This window comes from uncultured Tateyamaria sp., from assembly GCF_947503705.1.
Lineage (GTDB): Bacteria > Pseudomonadota > Alphaproteobacteria > Rhodobacterales > Rhodobacteraceae > Tateyamaria.
The window spans coordinates 587,768-603,555 of the sequence record NZ_CANNES010000001.1 but is presented as its reverse complement, the minus strand read 5'-3'; the positions used below and the strand labels follow the sequence as shown (position 1 = coordinate 603,555).

General features: G+C 61.3%; 14 protein-coding genes. 10 read left to right on the top strand and 4 right to left on the bottom strand.

The features are described 5' to 3' along the window. Window positions 1-219 precede the first annotated feature (219 nt). The 4 genes from Q1A44_RS02975 to Q1A44_RS02960 all read left to right on the top strand — a co-directional run bounded on the left by Q1A44_RS02975 (window position 220) and on the right by Q1A44_RS02960 (window position 6,296). The gene (locus Q1A44_RS02975; RefSeq protein WP_299619436.1) at window positions 220-627 is read left to right on the top strand and encodes a GFA family protein; all 408 of its coding nucleotides are present in this window, start codon (window positions 220-222) and stop codon (window positions 625-627) included. Next, window positions 624-1,322 (top strand): hypothetical protein, encoded by a 699-nt coding sequence (locus Q1A44_RS02970; RefSeq protein WP_299619433.1) that lies wholly within the window; start codon window positions 624-626, stop codon window positions 1,320-1,322. The genes Q1A44_RS02975 and Q1A44_RS02970 overlap by 4 nt, the downstream gene beginning before the upstream one ends. Further along, window positions 1,319-5,848 (top strand): glutamate synthase large subunit, encoded by a 4,530-nt coding sequence (gene gltB, locus Q1A44_RS02965; protein ID WP_299619430.1) that lies wholly within the window; start codon window positions 1,319-1,321, stop codon window positions 5,846-5,848. The genes Q1A44_RS02970 and gltB overlap by 4 nt, the downstream gene beginning before the upstream one ends. A 106-nt stretch (window positions 5,849-5,954) precedes the next feature. After that, window positions 5,955-6,296 carry a hypothetical protein gene (locus Q1A44_RS02960; protein ID WP_299619427.1) on the top strand — a complete coding sequence of 114 codons (342 nt, stop codon included), beginning with the start codon at window positions 5,955-5,957 and terminating at the stop codon, window positions 6,294-6,296. Between the two features lie 3 nt (window positions 6,297-6,299). Here Q1A44_RS02960 and Q1A44_RS02955 read toward each other — a convergent pair whose 3' ends face one another. Then, window positions 6,300-6,533 carry a hypothetical protein gene (locus tag Q1A44_RS02955; RefSeq protein ID WP_299619424.1) on the bottom strand — a complete coding sequence of 78 codons (234 nt, stop codon included), beginning with the start codon at window positions 6,531-6,533 and terminating at the stop codon, window positions 6,300-6,302. Between the two features lie 170 nt (window positions 6,534-6,703). Between Q1A44_RS02955 and Q1A44_RS02950 the strand changes: the two genes are divergently transcribed. The 5 genes from Q1A44_RS02950 to Q1A44_RS02930 all read left to right on the top strand — a co-directional run bounded on the left by Q1A44_RS02950 (window position 6,704) and on the right by Q1A44_RS02930 (window position 11,953). Then, a complete protein-coding gene (locus Q1A44_RS02950; RefSeq protein ID WP_299619420.1) occupies window positions 6,704-7,354 on the top strand; it encodes an SGNH/GDSL hydrolase family protein in 651 nt (216 codons plus the stop codon). Window positions 7,355-7,390: 36 nt separating this feature from the next. After that, entirely contained in the window at window positions 7,391-8,104 is a 714-nt protein-coding gene (mtgA, locus tag Q1A44_RS02945; protein WP_299619417.1) for a monofunctional biosynthetic peptidoglycan transglycosylase, read from the top strand. Between the two features lie 62 nt (window positions 8,105-8,166). Then, window positions 8,167-8,832: a glutathione S-transferase family protein gene (locus tag Q1A44_RS02940; RefSeq protein WP_299619414.1), complete on the top strand. Its 666-nt coding sequence runs from the start codon at window positions 8,167-8,169 to the stop codon at window positions 8,830-8,832. A gap of 60 nt (window positions 8,833-8,892) precedes the next feature. Continuing rightward, entirely contained in the window at window positions 8,893-9,936 is a 1,044-nt protein-coding gene (gene queG / locus Q1A44_RS02935; RefSeq protein ID WP_299619410.1) for a tRNA epoxyqueuosine(34) reductase QueG, read from the top strand. A gap of 25 nt (window positions 9,937-9,961) precedes the next feature. Beyond that, window positions 9,962-11,953, top strand: a complete 1,992-nt coding sequence (locus Q1A44_RS02930; protein WP_299619407.1) for a hydantoinase/oxoprolinase family protein — start codon at window positions 9,962-9,964, stop codon at window positions 11,951-11,953. Between the two features lie 8 nt (window positions 11,954-11,961). Here Q1A44_RS02930 and Q1A44_RS02925 read toward each other — a convergent pair whose 3' ends face one another. Together Q1A44_RS02925 and Q1A44_RS02920 are read right to left on the bottom strand one after the other, a co-directional pair. Continuing rightward, a complete protein-coding gene (locus Q1A44_RS02925; RefSeq protein WP_299619404.1) occupies window positions 11,962-12,840 on the bottom strand; it encodes a hypothetical protein in 879 nt (292 codons plus the stop codon). A gap of 117 nt (window positions 12,841-12,957) precedes the next feature. After that, entirely contained in the window at window positions 12,958-13,635 is a 678-nt protein-coding gene (locus Q1A44_RS02920) for a hypothetical protein (RefSeq protein ID WP_299619400.1), read from the bottom strand. Window positions 13,636-13,871: 236 nt separating this feature from the next. On the opposite strand from Q1A44_RS02920, the gene Q1A44_RS02915 reads away from it, so the two are divergent. Continuing rightward, on the top strand, window positions 13,872-14,849 hold the full coding sequence (locus Q1A44_RS02915) for a LysR family transcriptional regulator (RefSeq protein WP_299619397.1): 978 nt from the start codon (window positions 13,872-13,874) through the stop codon (window positions 14,847-14,849). Here the strand turns inward: Q1A44_RS02915 and pcaQ are convergent. Continuing rightward, complete coding sequence (pcaQ, locus tag Q1A44_RS02910) at window positions 14,846-15,760, bottom strand: pca operon transcription factor PcaQ (RefSeq protein WP_299619394.1); 915 nt, start codon at window positions 15,758-15,760, stop codon at window positions 14,846-14,848. The two genes, Q1A44_RS02915 and pcaQ, sit on opposite strands and share 4 nt — an antisense overlap. Window positions 15,761-15,788: the final 28 nt, after the last annotated feature.

The following is a 15,788-nucleotide window of genomic DNA, read 5'->3' as shown; positions in this document are numbered from 1 at the left end:
GTACGTTTTGAAAATAGCCCAAATCAACGTTTTTGCCCCTAAAACACCAAAATGAGCAGTTTGGGCGCCAAAATTTACATTTTGGTATCCCGGCTGAAAATGAAGAGAAACTGAACAAGCTATGTCAGCGCCGCTGACGTAACCACGCACAAAGATGAAGGTAGGGTAAACGTGGCCAAGCAAGGGACAACATGCAGCGGAGGATGCCTGTGCGGTGCTGTGCGTTTCGACGCGCGCAATGTGCCCGCCACGTTTTCCATCTGCCATTGCCCGTCTTGCCAGCGCTGGACCGGATCGGCCCTGTTGGAGGTCAGCATCCAGACCGACGACTTGACCTGGCACGGTGCCGAGCATATTAAAGTCCGCCGCTCCAGCGATTGGGCCGAACGGGCCTGGTGCGCGGACTGCGGCACAAACCTTTATTTCCGTCACACGCGGCAGGACAAATGGTTTGGGTCAACCGAACTGCCCATCGGCGTATTTGACGACGCAACCGGCTTTACCCTGACCCACGAGATTTACGTGGATCACAAGCCCGACAGCTTTGCCTATGCCGGTGACGATCACAAACGATTGACGCGCGCCGATGTTCTGGCCCTGGCCCCGTTCATGGAGGGCAAGGAATGATCCGTTTGATCGCCCTTTTGACCCTCATCGCCGGTCCGGCCGCAGCGCAAGACGCGAGCCGATACTATCCGCCCGAAGGGTGCACCGGCGTCGTGACCGTGCAAACCCGTGGCTGCATCGTAAACAACATCTATACCTGCGCAGCAGATCAGCCGGGCGACAGTTGGCGTCTGATGTTCAATCAGGACGGCCCGGTGTTTCTGTCCAAGATCGATTATGAAACCCAATGGCTGGAAAGCTATGACCTGTTTCCGACCCGCCGCGAGACGTTGCGACAGCCCGCCCCCGATCCCGCCAGCCTGACCGAGTTACTGGAAACCGGCATCGACACCTTTGACTTTACCCAAACCAGTCAACAGCGCGTCACCCGCGTTGTCGGCTTTGACCGGTTGACGGGCGAGGATGTGGTCATTGATGGCGAGCCCCTGTTGGGCACCGAATTCAGCGTCCGCTATGAGGATTCGACCGGCCGCGATTTGCAGGTCCGGGGCCGCGAGTTCGTGTCGGTCAAGCACCGTCGCTTTATCTCTGGTGTGACCACCCTGACCCGGGGGGACGAGGTTGAAGAGCGCGACCGCACCCCGGTTGAATTTATCTATCCCGGCGAGCCGGGCTTTTTCTCACAGACGCCGCTTTATGAATGCGAGGCCTCATTGGCCCGCTTCGTACCGATCACGAAAGGATCTGACCAATGACCAAATATGACGCCGATTGGGTGGCCCGTGAGGAAGCCAAGCGCACGTTCATGGCCGAAAATGGTCTTTACTCCGAAGCCGAAGAGCATTCGTCTTGCGGTGTGGGCCTTGTTGTATCTGTGGATGGCACCGCCAGCCGGGCCGTTGTTGAAAACGGCATCAAGGCGCTGAAAGCCATTTGGCACCGGGGCGCTGTCGATGCGGATGGCAAGACCGGTGATGGTGCCGGCATTCACGTGCAGATCCCTGTCGAGTTCTTCTATGACCAGATTGAGCGCACCGGCCATACTCCGGACCGTGACAAGCTGATTGCCGTGGGTCAGGTGTTTTTGCCCCGCTCTGATTTTGGCGCGCAAGAGACCTGCCGGACCATCGTGGAAACCGAAGTTCTGCGCATGGGCTATTACATTTACGGCTGGCGTCACGTGCCCGTCAACGTTGCCTGTCTGGGCGAAAAGGCCAATGCTACCCGCCCCGAGATCGAGCAAATCCTGATCTCCAACACCAAGGGTGTGGATGAGGAAACCTTTGAACGCGAGTTGTATGTCATTCGCCGCCGCATCGAAAAGGCGGCCCTGGCGGCCCAGATTCCGCAAATGTATATCGCCAGCCTGTCTTGCCGGTCCATCATCTACAAGGGCATGATGCTGGCCGAGCAGGTGGCGGAGTTTTATCCCGATCTGCTGGACGAACGTTTTGAAAGCGCCTTTGCTATCTATCACCAGCGCTATTCCACCAACACCTTTCCCCAGTGGTGGTTGGCCCAGCCTTTCCGCATGTTGGCCCATAATGGCGAGATCAACACCCTGCGCGGCAACCTGAACTGGATGAAGTCCCACGAGATTCGCATGGCCTCGGGTGCCTTTGGCGATATGGCCGAGGACATCAAGCCTATCGTCCCCTCTGGTTCGTCCGACAGCGCGGCCCTTGACGCTGTTTTCGAAGTTCTGGTTCGTGCTGGCCGTAATGCCCCCATGGCCAAGACGATGCTTGTTCCTGAGTCCTGGTCCAAGCAGGCTGTCGAGTTGCCCCAGGCCTGGCGCGACATGTATTCCTACTGCAACTCGGTGATGGAGCCATGGGACGGCCCCGCCGCCCTGGCCATGACCGATGGCCGCTGGGTCTGTGCCGGTCTGGACCGCAATGGCCTGCGCCCCATGCGCTATGTGGTGACCCGCGATGGCATGGTTATTGCAGGCTCCGAGACCGGGATGGTTCCCTTGGAAGAGGTGAATGTGGTTGAGAAAGGTGCCCTTGGCCCCGGTCAGATCCTGGCCGTCGACATGGTCGAGGGCAAGCTGTTCCACGACACCGAGATCAAGGACAAGCTGGCTGCTCACCAGCCCTTTGGCGAGTGGGTCGGCAAGATCAAGGACCTTGACAGCGCCTTGTCCGGTGTGACCGAGAAAGCGTTGTTTACCGGTGAGGAATTGCGCCGCCGTCAGATTGCGGCCGGCTACACCATCGAAGAGCTGGAGAGCATTCTGGCGCCGATGGCGGAAGATGGGAAAGAGTCCCTGGCGTCGATGGGCGATGACACCCCAAGTGCGGTTCTGTCGAAGAAGTACCGCCCGCTGTCGCACTTTTTCCGCCAGAATTTCAGCCAGGTGACCAACCCGCCCATCGACAGTTTGCGCGAGTTCCGGGTGATGAGCCTGAAGACCCGGTTCGGCAACCTCAAGAACGTGCTGGATGAGGACAGCAGCCAGACCGAGATCATCACGCTGGACAGCCCCTTTGTAGGCAACGCCCAGTGGGACGAGGTTGTGACCGCCTTCAACGCCGACATGACCGAGATCGACTGCACCTTTGAGGCGGGTGCCGGTGCGCTGAGCGCGGGCCTGGCCCGTATCCGCGCCGAGGCGGAGGATGCCGTGCGCTCGGGCGCGGGGCACATCGTGCTGACCGACCAGCATTCGGGCGGCGACGGCATCGCGATGCCGATGATCCTGGCCACTAGTGCGGTACACAGCCACCTGACCCGCAACGGTTTGCGCACCTTCTGTTCGCTCAATGTGCGCAGCGCCGAATGCATCGACCCGCATTACTTTGCGGTCTTGATTGGCTGTGGTGCGACCGTTGTGAACGCCTATCTGGCCGAAGATTCACTGGCCGACCGCATTGACCGGGGCCTGATCGACGGCACCCTGACCGAGGCGGTGGCCCGCTATCGCAGCGCCATCGACCAGGGTCTGCTCAAGATCATGGCCAAGATGGGGATTTCGGTGATTTCCTCCTATCGTGGCGGTCTGAACTTTGAAGCTGTCGGCCTGTCCCGTGCTATGTGCGCCGAATACTTCCCCGGCATGACCAGCCGCATCAGCGGTATTGGCGTCACCGGCATCCAGTCCAAGGCCGAAGAGGTTCATGCGCTGGGATGGGATGGCACCAACGTGCTGCCCATCGGCGGGTTCTACAAGGCGCGCGCCAAGGGCGAGACTCACGCGTGGGAAGCGACCAGCATGCATATGCTGCAAATGGCGTGTAACAACGCGTCTTTCGAGATGTGGAAACAGTATTCGGCCAAGATGAAATCGGCCCCGCCGATCCATCTGCGTGACCTGATGGACATCAAGCCCATGGGCAAGGCGATCCCGCTTGAAGAAGTGGAAAGCGTGACCTCGATCCGCAAGCGGTTCGTGACGCCGGGCATGTCGCTGGGTGCGTTGAGCCCTGAGGCGCACAAGACCCTGAACGTGGCAATGAACCGGATTGGCGCGAAATCGGACAGTGGTGAAGGCGGTGAAGACCCCGCGCATTTCCACCCCGAGCCCAATGGCGACAACCCGTCGGCCAAAATCAAACAGGTCGCCTCGGGCCGCTTTGGCGTGACCGCCGAGTACCTCAATCAGTGTGAAGAACTTGAGATCAAGGTGGCGCAAGGGGCCAAGCCCGGTGAGGGTGGGCAGTTGCCCGGCATGAAGGTCACCGACCTGATCGCCCGGTTGCGCCATTCGACCAAGGGCGTGACCCTGATTTCGCCACCGCCGCATCACGACATCTATTCGATCGAGGATCTGGCGCAGCTGATCTATGACCTGAAACAGATCAACCCGCGCTGCAAGGTGACGGTCAAGCTGGTGGCGTCCAGCGGCGTCGGCACGATTGCTGCGGGTGTGGCCAAGGCCAAGGCCGATGTCATCCTGATCTCGGGCCACAATGGCGGCACCGGGGCCTCGCCCGCGACGTCGATCAAATATGCGGGTCTGCCCTGGGAAATGGGCCTGACCGAAGCGCATCAGGTGTTGTCGATGAACAACCTGCGCGAACGCGTGACCCTGCGGACCGATGGCGGCCTGCGCACGGGGCGTGACATTGTCATGGCCGCGATGCTGGGCGCCGAGGAATACGGCATCGGCACCGCCGCGCTGATCGCGATGGGCTGCATCATGGTGCGCCAGTGCCAGTCCAACACCTGCCCCGTGGGCGTGTGTACACAGGATGAAGCGCTGCGTGACAAGTTCACCGGCAATGCCGACAAAGTCGTGAACCTGATCACATTCTATGCGCAGGAAGTGCGCGAATTGCTGGCCTCGATTGGGGCGCGCAGCATGGACGAGGTGATCGGGCGTGCGGACCTGTTGGCACAGGTGTCGCGTGGCTCTGCCCATCTGGATGATCTGGACCTGAACCCGATGTTGATCACCGTCGATGGCGCGTCCGAGATTGTGTATAACCGCGACAAGGACCGCAACGTTGTGCCTGACACGCTGGACGCACAGATCGTGCGCGATGCGGCGCGGTTCCTGGAATACGGGGAAAAGATGCAGCTGAGCTATGCGGTGCAGAACACGCACCGTACCGTTGGCACACGGACCTCCAGCCATATCGTGAGCAAATTCGGCATGCGCAATGCGCTGCAACCGGATCACCTGACCGTCAAGCTGACCGGCTCGGCGGGGCAGTCGCTGGGGGCCTTTGCGGCACCGGGGCTCAAGCTGGAAGTGTCGGGCGATGCCAATGACTATGTGGGCAAGGGCCTGTCGGGGGGCACCATCGTGGTGCGTCCGCCCATGGCCTCGCCCATTGTCGCGTCTGAAAATACGATCATCGGCAACACTGTGCTGTATGGGGCGACCGATGGGTATCTCTTTGCCGCCGGGCGCGCGGGCGAACGCTTTGCCGTGCGAAACTCGGGTGCGAAGGTGGTCATCGAGGGCTGTGGATCGAACGGGTGCGAGTACATGACCGGTGGCGTAGCCGTGATCCTCGGCGAGATTGGCGCAAACTTTGGCGCGGGTATGACGGGCGGGATGGCGTATTTGTACGACCCCGAGGGCAAAGCGCCTGCGCTGATGAATATGGAAACTTTGGTGACCTGCCCCGTGACCGTGCCCCATTGGTTGGATCAGCTTGAAGGGTTGGTACGTCGCCATCTGGAAGAGACAGGCAGCCGCAAGGCCGCCGAGTTGTTGCAGCACTGGGACGTGGAACAGCGCAACTTCCTTCAGGTGTGCCCCAAGGAGATGTTGGTGCATATTCCCGCACCGCTGAGCCTGGAAACGGGCGCTATTCCGGCAGAATAACGCGCCTTGTGAGAAAGGAGTGAGATACCGCGGTGGACTGTTCCATCGCGGTATTTCTTTTGGCAGAGTTTTGAGCATCAAAATCTCTCGCAAAGGTGTCTTTCAAATGCTTCGTGTTCTTTTGATCTGCCTGTCGCTTTTTGCGATCTCTTCACCGGCAATGGCCGACTGCATGTCGGGGTCTGAAGTCGCCGCCCTCATGGCCTCTGGCCCGCTTGAGTTTGAGGCAGGCAGCGTTGGTGTTTTCAACCCGGATGGATCATTCATGTTCAAGCACAATTCCTATGACGAGGCGGGCACATTCAAGGTGTTCAAGAATGGGCGCGTCGAGATTCACGACAAGACCCGCAACAAGAAGGTGCGGTTTCATTTCGAACGCGGTGCCGATGGCACGCCTGAACTGATCTATGCGAAGGGTAACGGCAAACGCTATCCCCTCAAGAAATAGGGCCTATGTGTCGGGGCGGGTGACCATTTTGGTGGCCTGATCCCGACTGCCCACATGGGTGGTTTCCGACAGGATATTGGCGACCTTGCTGGGCATCGTGCCGAGTTTGGCCGCAATCACGTGATCGGCGTCGCCCGCCCATTTCAGCACCCAGACCAGTGCCGCATCGGTGGAATTCAGCACCCGTTGCTGGGGTGGGATCGTGCCTGGGCGAATATGTGTTGTCGTTTCTATCATCTCCGTTTCTCCGAAAGCTGGTGTGTCAACAGCCCGGAACGAATATTACCCGACTCACTTAACAGCCGTTAGGAATTAACACTTTGTAATTTATTAGAGTTTTTTCGAGTTCTGGTGAATTTTGTGTGACCGGCGTGGCCGCCGCCCCGATGTGCCTTATGTTTCCGGTCATGCGTGTATTTCTTGTTCTTGTCCTGCTTTTGGCCTCCCCTGTCGCCGCAGAGCCGTTGCGCGTTCTGGCCGTAGGCGACAGCATTCTGGCCTGGCACAAATGGACGGGGCGCGACATTCCATCCGAGATGGGCAAGCTCTTGGCGGCGCAGGTCGAGAACGGGGCCGTGGCGGGCGCTCGGTTTTCCAATGCGTCGGGCCTGGGCCGTGCCATCGGTTTTGATGTGCGGGCGCAGTACCGGGCGGGCAACTGGGACGTGGTTTTGATGAATGGCGGGGCCAATGATTTTCTGGCCGATTGTGATTGTGGCGACTGTGACCCCGTTCTGGACAGTCTGATCACTGCCGATCTGACGGGCGAGGTGCCGCGCTTTGTCGCCGAGGTCCGTCAGGGGGGCGCGTCGGTCCTGTGGATGGGCTATTACGCCAGCCACCGGTCGGGGCAGTTTGCGGGCTGTCGCCCTTACCTGGTGGAATATGACGCGCGTATGGCCCGTCTGGCGGCTACCGTTCCGGGGCTGGAGTTCGTCGACAGCGAGGCGGCGCTTGATCCGCAGGACCGGAGCCTTTTTGCCTTTGACGGCATCCACCCCTCGCCCAAGGGGGCGGCCCGCGTGGGGGCCTATCTGGCGCAGTCCCTCAGCCAGTAGTTCACAGTTGCGCGCGACCGTCCTATAGCTGTGCCCATGGCACGCAAGACCAAGACCAAAAAGACGAAAAAGCCGTTTCGCCCGGTGCGGTGGCTGCTGTGGTGGGGCGTGCGCCTGTTCAGCATCGTGTTTCTGATTGCCGTAGCGGGGACGCTGCTGTGGTCTGTCCTGAACCCGCCGACGACGTTTTACATGTTGCAGGAACGCGGTCGATTGGGCGCTGTGGATTACCAGTGGGTCGATATGGAAGAGATCGCGCCGGTGATGGCGCGGGCCGCCGTCGCGGCGGAGGACGCGAATTTCTGCCTGCATTGGGGCCTCGACGTGGTGGCTATTCGCAAGGCCATCGACGCGGGCGGCAATCGCGGGGCGTCCACCATCAGCCAGCAGGTCGTGAAGAACGTGTATCTGTGGCATGGCCGCAGTTGGCTGCGCAAGGCGCTGGAGGCGGGGATGACCCCGCTGGTCGAGGCGATCTGGTCCAAGCGGCGCATTCTGGAAGTGTATCTGAACGTGGCCGAGTTTGACGAAGGCGTCTTTGGCATCGAGGCGGCGTCGCGCCACTATTTCGGCATCGGTCCCGAGGCGCTGAGCAACGTGCAGGCCGCGCGACTGGCGGCAATCCTGCCCTCGCCCAAGACACGTTCGGCCAGCCGGCCATCGGATTATGTGCGCCGCCGGGCGTCCCAAATCCTGGACGGAGCGGCTACGATCCGCGCGGATGGGCGTGCGGACTGTTTCCAGAGTTGAAAATCCTCGCGCGCAGGTGCATGGATGCCTGACCCGTTTCAATGCACGCTTGGGAAGTCTTTATGGCCCGCCTGTTCCACGTCCCCCTGTCCCCGTTCTGCCGCAAGGTCCGTCTGAGTCTTGCCGAAAAGAAGATCGAGGTGGAACTGGTTGAGGAACGGTACTGGGAGCCGGAACCCGATTTCCTGCGCCGCAACCCGGCGGCCAAGGTGCCCGTGCTGCGCCTGGATGGCGTGATGATGAGCGAAAGTGCCGCCATCTGCGAATATATCGAAGAAACCCGGCCCGAGCCGTCGCTGTTGCCCAGCGATCCGGTGGCCAAGCTGGAAGTGCGCCGTTTGGTTGGCTGGTTTGACGACAAGTTTCACAACGAGGTCACGTCCAAGCTGCTGTATGAGCGGGTGAACAAGAAGATGATGGGCCAGGGCTTTCCCGACAGCCGCAACGTCAAGGACGGGGCAAAGGCCATCAAATATCACCTCGACTATATGCATTGGCTGCTGGATCACCGTCGCTGGTTGGCGGGTGATGTAATGACGCTGGCCGATTTCGCCGCTGCGGCCCATCTGTCATCCCTCGACTATATTTCGGACGTGGATTGGAACCGGTCCGAGATCGTCAAGGACTGGTATGCCAAGATCAAATCCCGCCCCGCCTTTCGGTCGATCCTGGCCGATCAGGTGTCAGGATTTCCCCCGCCGCGTCATTACAATGACCTGGATTTTTGATCCTGGGTCTGGACTGGGGTTCCACCCCAGACCCCGGAATATTTTTGAAGAAAAGAAGATATGGACCTGAAAGAGCGGGTCATAGCGCGCGCCCTTGAGGAGGGGTTTGTGGCGGCCCGTGTCTGTCGGCCGGATGCGGTGCCAGAGGTGGCGGATCGGTTGGCCGCCTTTGTCGAGGCGGGCTATCACGGGCAGATGTCCTGGATGGCGGAGCGGATGCATTGGCGCGGCAACCCGGCAGCGCTTTGGCCCGAGGCGCGGTCGGTCCTGATGCTGGCTGAAAGCTATGCGCCGGAGCATGATCCGCTGGCGGTGTTGGGTCAGCACGATCTGGCGGCGGTGTCGGTTTATGCACAGGGCCGCGATTACCATGACATCGTCAAGAAGCGGTTGAAGCGGTTGGGCCGCTGGTTGATTGACGAAGCGGGCGGGCAGATCAAGGTTTTTGTCGACACCGCACCCGTACCGGAGAAGGCGCTGGCGCAGGCGGCTGGCCTGGGTTGGCAGGGCAAGCACACCAATGTGGTCAGCCGGGATTGGGGCAATTGGGCCTTTTTAGGCTCTGTCTTTACGACATTGGAATTGGAACCGGATACGCCGGAGGTGGATCATTGCGGATCGTGCCGGGCATGTCTGGATGTGTGCCCGACCAATGCCTTTCCGGCCCCCTATCAGCTGGATGCGCGGCGCTGCATTTCCTATCTGACGATTGAGCATAAAGGGCCTGTCGATCCCGCATTGCGGGGACTGTTGGGCAATCGCATCTATGGCTGTGACGACTGTCTGGCCGTGTGCCCCTGGAACAAGTTTGCCGTAGCCGCCAGCGATCTGCGTTATTTGGGTGCGGTGGGCGCGCCGCCATTGGCGGAGTTGGTGGCGCTGGATGATCCGGGGTTTCGCGCCCGCTTTTCCGGGTCACCCATCAAGCGGATCGGGCGGGATCGGTTTGTGCGCAATGTGCTGTATGCCATCGGCAATTCGGGGGATATGGGCCTGGCTGCCGCAGCGCGTGATCTGGTCGATGACCCTGACGCGGCGGTTGCCGACGCGGCCCGCTGGGCCATGACGCAATTGAGCGCGACGGGTCGCAATTCGCCCCGTTAGGCAGGGCGCAAAAGAGGGGACAGCCATGGCCATATTGCTGGGCGTCGATACGGGCGGCACCTATACCGATGCGGTTTTGATCCGCGACGAGGCCGAGGTTCTGGCCCGCGCCAAGGCGCTGACCACCCGCCATGACCTGGCTGTGGGTGTGGGCAAAGCCGTGCGCGCGGTGCTGGAGGCGGCCGTGATTACACCGGCGGCTGTTTCCATGGCGTCGCTGTCCACGACGCTGGCCACCAATGCGCTGGTTGAGGGGCAAGGGGGGCGCGTGGCCCTGATCTATATCGGGTTTGCGGCCTCTGATCTGGCCACCCATGGCCTGTCTGATGCGCTGAACGGTGACCCGTCTTGCGTTCTGGCGGGGGGCCATTTGCATGATGGGTCCGAGGCTATGGCGCTGGACGAGGCGGGCCTTTTGGGTTTTTTAGAGACACATAAGGCAGATGTGAGCGGCTTTGCCGTGGCATCCCAATTTGCGACCCGCAACCCGGCCCATGAGCAACGTGCGGCAGCGTTGGTCCGCGAGGTGACAGGTCGCCCGGTATCTGCGTCACATCAGTTATCGGCCAAGCTGGGTGGGCCCAAGCGGGCGTTGACCGCCGTGTTGAACGCCCGGCTGATCGGGATGATCGATGCGTTGATTGGGCGCGCCGAGGGTGTGTTGCGCGAGATCGGCATTGCCGCCCCGATGATGGTGGTGCGTGGTGACGGGGCCCTGATGTCGGCAGCCCAAGCGCGGTCCCGCCCCATTGAGACGATCCTGAGCGGCCCTGCGGCATCCATTGTGGGGGCGCGTTGGTTGACGGGGATCGATCATGCTCTGGTCAGCGATATTGGCGGCACGACCACGGATGTGGCGATGCTGAAGGACGGGCGCCCCGCGATTGACCCCGATGGTGCGCGTGTGGGCCCCTATCGCACCATGGTCGAGGCGGTGGCGATGCGCACCACGGGCCTGGGCGGTGACAGCGAGGTCAATTTCGTGACCGAAGGGCTGCGCGGTGGTGTAACCCTTGGCCCGCGGCGCGTGGTGCCGGTGGCCTTGATGGCGGCGGAAGCCCCCGATGTGGTTCTGCCAACGCTGGAGGCGCAGCTGCGCAGCACCACGCCGGGCGAGCATGACGGGCGCTTTGTGCGCAAGGTGCAGGGCATGAATGCCGACGGGTTGGCGGCACGTGATGCCGCCCTGTTGGCGGCCATTGGCGCGCAGGTGCAGCCGCTGGGGGCCGTGCTGCGCACCCGGATGGATCATGGGGCGCTCAAGCGCCTTGTAACGCGAGGGCTGGTGCAGGTGTCGGCCGCGACGCCATCGGACGCGGCCCATATGCTGGGGCGGCTGGAGACGTGGGATGCGGACGCGGCGCGGATGGCCCTGCAGCTTTTTGGCCGCAGACGGACAGGCGCGGGCGAGGTGCTGGCGGCGACGCCCGAGACGATGGCGCAGATGATCGTGGATCAGTTGACGCATCAGACCGGTGTGGCGTTGTTGCAGGCCGCTTTGGCCGAAGAAGGGTTGGACGAGGGCCTGGCCACCCATGTGCTGATGCAGCGGGGTTTGGGCGGGCATCGCGGCGTGCTGCGCATCGACACGGGGCTTGCGGTGCCGGTTGTGGGGCTGGGCGCCTCGGCGGGCAGCTATTACCCGGCGGTGGGTGCGCGGCTGGGCTGCGAGATGATCCTGCCGGGTGACGCGGGCGTGGCCAATGCCATCGGGGCCGTAGTAGGCCGGGTGACCATGCGGCGCAGCGGGACAATCACCGCGCCCGGCGAGGGGCGGTTTCGCGTGCATCTCGACAGTGGGCCGGAGGATTTTGCAGAGGCGGCGCTGGCTCTTGAGCGGTTGGAGCATGTCTTGCGGGCGGCCGCGACGGAGGCAGCGGTGTCGGCAGGTGCCGATGACATCGAAGTGCTGGTCGACCGGGACATTCGCACAGCACAGGCCGAAGCGCGCGAGGTCTTTGTCGAGGCGACGCTGACGGTCGAGGCAGCGGGGCGGCCACGGGTGGCCGTCGGATAGTCAGGCCCTTAGGGGGTGGTGGGGCGCGCGCTCTGATAGCTGGGTTGCAGCGTAAACTCCCGGCCCCGGTCCAGCGACACGACCAGAATATCCTCGTTGATCTCGAAATGGCGGCAGGGGTTGTTGATCGCCACCACCGACGGGTCGGTGGACTGACCTGATTCGATACGGCTGCGGAAGAAGGCGATCCGCTCTTCGTTCTTTTCGATAATCTTTTGCAGGGCGTCCAACTGGGCCTTGGCGGCGCGCTGTTGAGTCTCAAGTTCGATCCGCAACAGGTCGCTGTCCGGTGTCATATCGGTCGCCGTGCTTTGGGTCATGTAATCCTGGAGCATCTGGCTGCTGGCCTGAAATTCGAACATCGCGGATTGAAAGGCGGATTGCAGTTCCCGGGCCTCAAAGGACAGGCGCTGCAACTCATCGCGAAACAGATAGCTCAGTTCGTCTTCGTCCTGGCGGCCCACATCTTGCGACAGGGCAATCAACTGGGGGTCTTCGGTGCGCAGGAAGAACTGGCAGATGCCACCATTATAGCGTTCTTCATATGCGCCCGACACCGCCGCTGCGGCCGTTCCGGCAAGCGATGAAATCTGAAACAGGTTGTCGTCATTTTCAAACAGGACACCCGCCGCCGCCAAGCCAGCCGAACCGGCCGCCTGAGAATAGCGTTCACGGGTCAGACCGCCAGGCACAAAGACCGGATAAATCGCCTCTAGCCGGGCCTGATGAACGGCGCCCATGGCCAGCGGGGCGTTTGACACGGCCACATTCTTGGGAACGGAACAAGCCGCAAGAGTGGCCATCACACAGACGACAACCGCCCGACCAGACCAGCGCCAGAGTGCGCGGGGGGTGCACACGGACGGTGGGATGGCGGGCGGTTGCATCTGGTTGTGACCTTTTTGCGGCGTCATTTGGGGTTCAAAGGGTCAATCCCGATACGGGAGGGACCGTGCTGCGCCGGGATACGTTCACACCCCGGCGCGGTCTTGGTGAGGGTGCCCTCAGGTCCAGTGGAAGTGGCGCTTTTCAAACTCTTCCATCTGGCTGGGGGAATAGCGCGAGTACATGCAGAACTTGCGCACGTTCGGCTTGGAATCGCCAAAGGTGGCGTTGTCGCAGCGGATCTTGGCCTGGGAGTTGCCAACATAGCGCGCGTTCCAGCAGTCACCCCAACCGTAGTACACCCAGCCCGTGTCGCGGATGCGGGTGCCACCAGGGCGATAGATCAGGCCCGACACTTCGTCATCCGTGATGAATTCGAATTCCTGGCCTTCGCGGCGGATGTCGGCGCCCCGGTTGGTAATGCCCTTGGGATGCTTGAATTGGTAAGCGCCATTGCAGCGGGACTTGATGGTGCGCAAATCATAGGAATCGGGGCAGAAGGTGCCGCCCAGCGCATAGAACAGCACATCACCCATGGCGATGATCCCGTCGGTATAGGCGGTTTCCGAGTTCAGGCAGGAAAAGTCGTCGAAGGCCTTGGGAAAGATCATATGCGCCATCATCATTGAAAAATGCTGGGCGTCATTGGTACCGGGGCGCGACGTGTCAACGTCGACATAGGTGTATTTGCTGTTTTTCTTGTCATAGACCCGGACGCTGTAAGTGCCCGCCTCTACCGTCGCAGGAAAGGTGACAACCGACACCGCCCCCACCACAAATGCCGTAAACGCCGACATGATTTTGTTTGCAATTCTCATTGAGTTCCTCCTCGTGTTTTGGTCGCGCGCAACGGTTCTCTGCCATCGCAGCAGCGCTTGCGCACCACCTGCAACCTTCGGTTTTGGCTTGACATTTTCAGGACATGTCGCGCCAATACCACTTATGCTAGAAATCAAGAAACCGTGAGTCGAGTGAAAGTATTTCAGTCCGAGTGAACAGAAATCAGCTTCAAAAAATCGATCTGAACCTGCTGGTGATCTTTGATGTCCTCATGCAGGAAACGAGCGTGAAGGCCACCGCCGAGCGGATGCACAAGACGCCTTCGGCGATCAGCCATGCGCTGTCGCGCCTGCGGCTGCAACTGAACGACCCCATCCTGGTCAAGGTCAACGGCGCGATGACGCCCTCGCCCTATGCGGTCGAAATCATGCCAGAGGTCCGCGCCTGCCTGTCCAGCATCGAACGGCTGATGGGGGCAAGCGACCCGTTTGATCCGCTGACCAGCCGTCGCAAATTTCGCGTGTCGGTCTTTGGCATTCCCGATCTGATCACTGAGCTTATCGACTGGGTTGCGGCCCGTGCGCCCCATATCAGCCTTGAATTTCTGCCCTACACCCGGTCCGTTTGTCAGGACCTGCTGGACGAACGTATCGACATTGCCCTGGTCAGTTCTGAACTGCCGATGCAGCCGGGTTTGGGCAACATGGCACTGACCCCGCTCAAGCGTTATGTGCTGGCCCGCTCCGGGCATCCGACCACCGGAAACTGGAACCGCGACAGCTGGCAACGCTGGCCCCATCTGCTGGTCGATCTGGGCGATATGGAACGGTCGCGCCTTGAGGCCTGCAATGCCTCCCGCGCACTGAGTTGCAAGGTGGGGGCGTCGGTATCGGGTTATGCCGCTGTGGGTGCAATTCTGGCCGGGTCGGACATGATCGCCTACCAACATCCGACCCTGTTGCTCCATGATATCATGCAGCATGACCTGCAAATCATGGAAGCGCCGGTGACTTTGCCTGACCTGAACCTGCGCTTTTGCTGGAACCGGCGGCTTGAGGCCGCGCCCTGCAACACATGGATCAGACAAGGATGCGCCCAGGCCTTTGCCAATCTGCAAAAGCGGGCCGATGATTGGGTGGCTCGCACCCGTTTCATCCCCTTGCAGGATCGCGCCTGCCCCGGCCCGTGCGACCATGACGAAGTGGTCCGGGCCTTTGCCGCCTCGCGTTAGCGCGCGACCGCAAGCAGCGACTGACGAAACAGGCGGATGGGCGGTGTCAGGTCTTCCTCCGACCTTGCCATGACCCCGATCGGCCCCGCCATGTCCCGCGTATCAATCGGCAGCTGCACCATGCGCCCGGCAGCAATGTCGCGGGCCACAACGCCGTGGCTGATGATCCAGACGGCGCGTGCCGGACCCAGCGTCATCGCCCGGCCAAAGGCGCTCGACACCGTTTCAAGGGTTCTGGTCCAGGCCTGTGTGTTGGTCTCGCTTAGAAAGGCATCGACAAGGGGGCGGATCGCCGCCTCTGGCGGAGGATAGAGGATCGGCACAGCGCCCAGCGCCTGCACATCATCGACATGGGCCAAAGGGTGATCCGCGGCGGCGGCAAAGATCACCTGTTCGGCATAAAGCTGGGTAAAGGATACGCCTGCCATGATCTCGGGCGCGCCTGCGCGGCCAATGACGAGATCCACCTCGCCCGACCGCAGCCGCGCCACCAGCGCCTCGACCGGGCCATCCTGCACGCTCAGTGGGGTGGCGGGTGCGCGCTCCATGAAATGGACTATGGCCCGGGGCAGGAAATCCGCCGCGACACTGGGCAAGGCCCCGATGCGCAGGGGCGCGTCCTGCCCACTGGCCAGGGCCTGAAGGCTCGCCAATCCATTGCGCACGGCGTTCAGGCCCTGATCGGCAAATTGGCGAAATAGCGCGCCTTCCGGCGTCAGGGCGATGCCGCCCCGGTTCCGCTCCAGCAGGACAACGCCCAGGACGCTTTCGAGGTCTTTGATGCTTTTGGAAATCGCAGACTGGGTCAGGTTCAACCGCTCGGCCGCTGTCTTGAGGCTGCCGGTGCGCAGGGTTTCGGAAAAGGCCGCAAGGTGGCGCATCTTGATGGCGCGCAGGTCAATGGTTTCCATTCTGGAATGTATTGGGGGAAAAAATCGC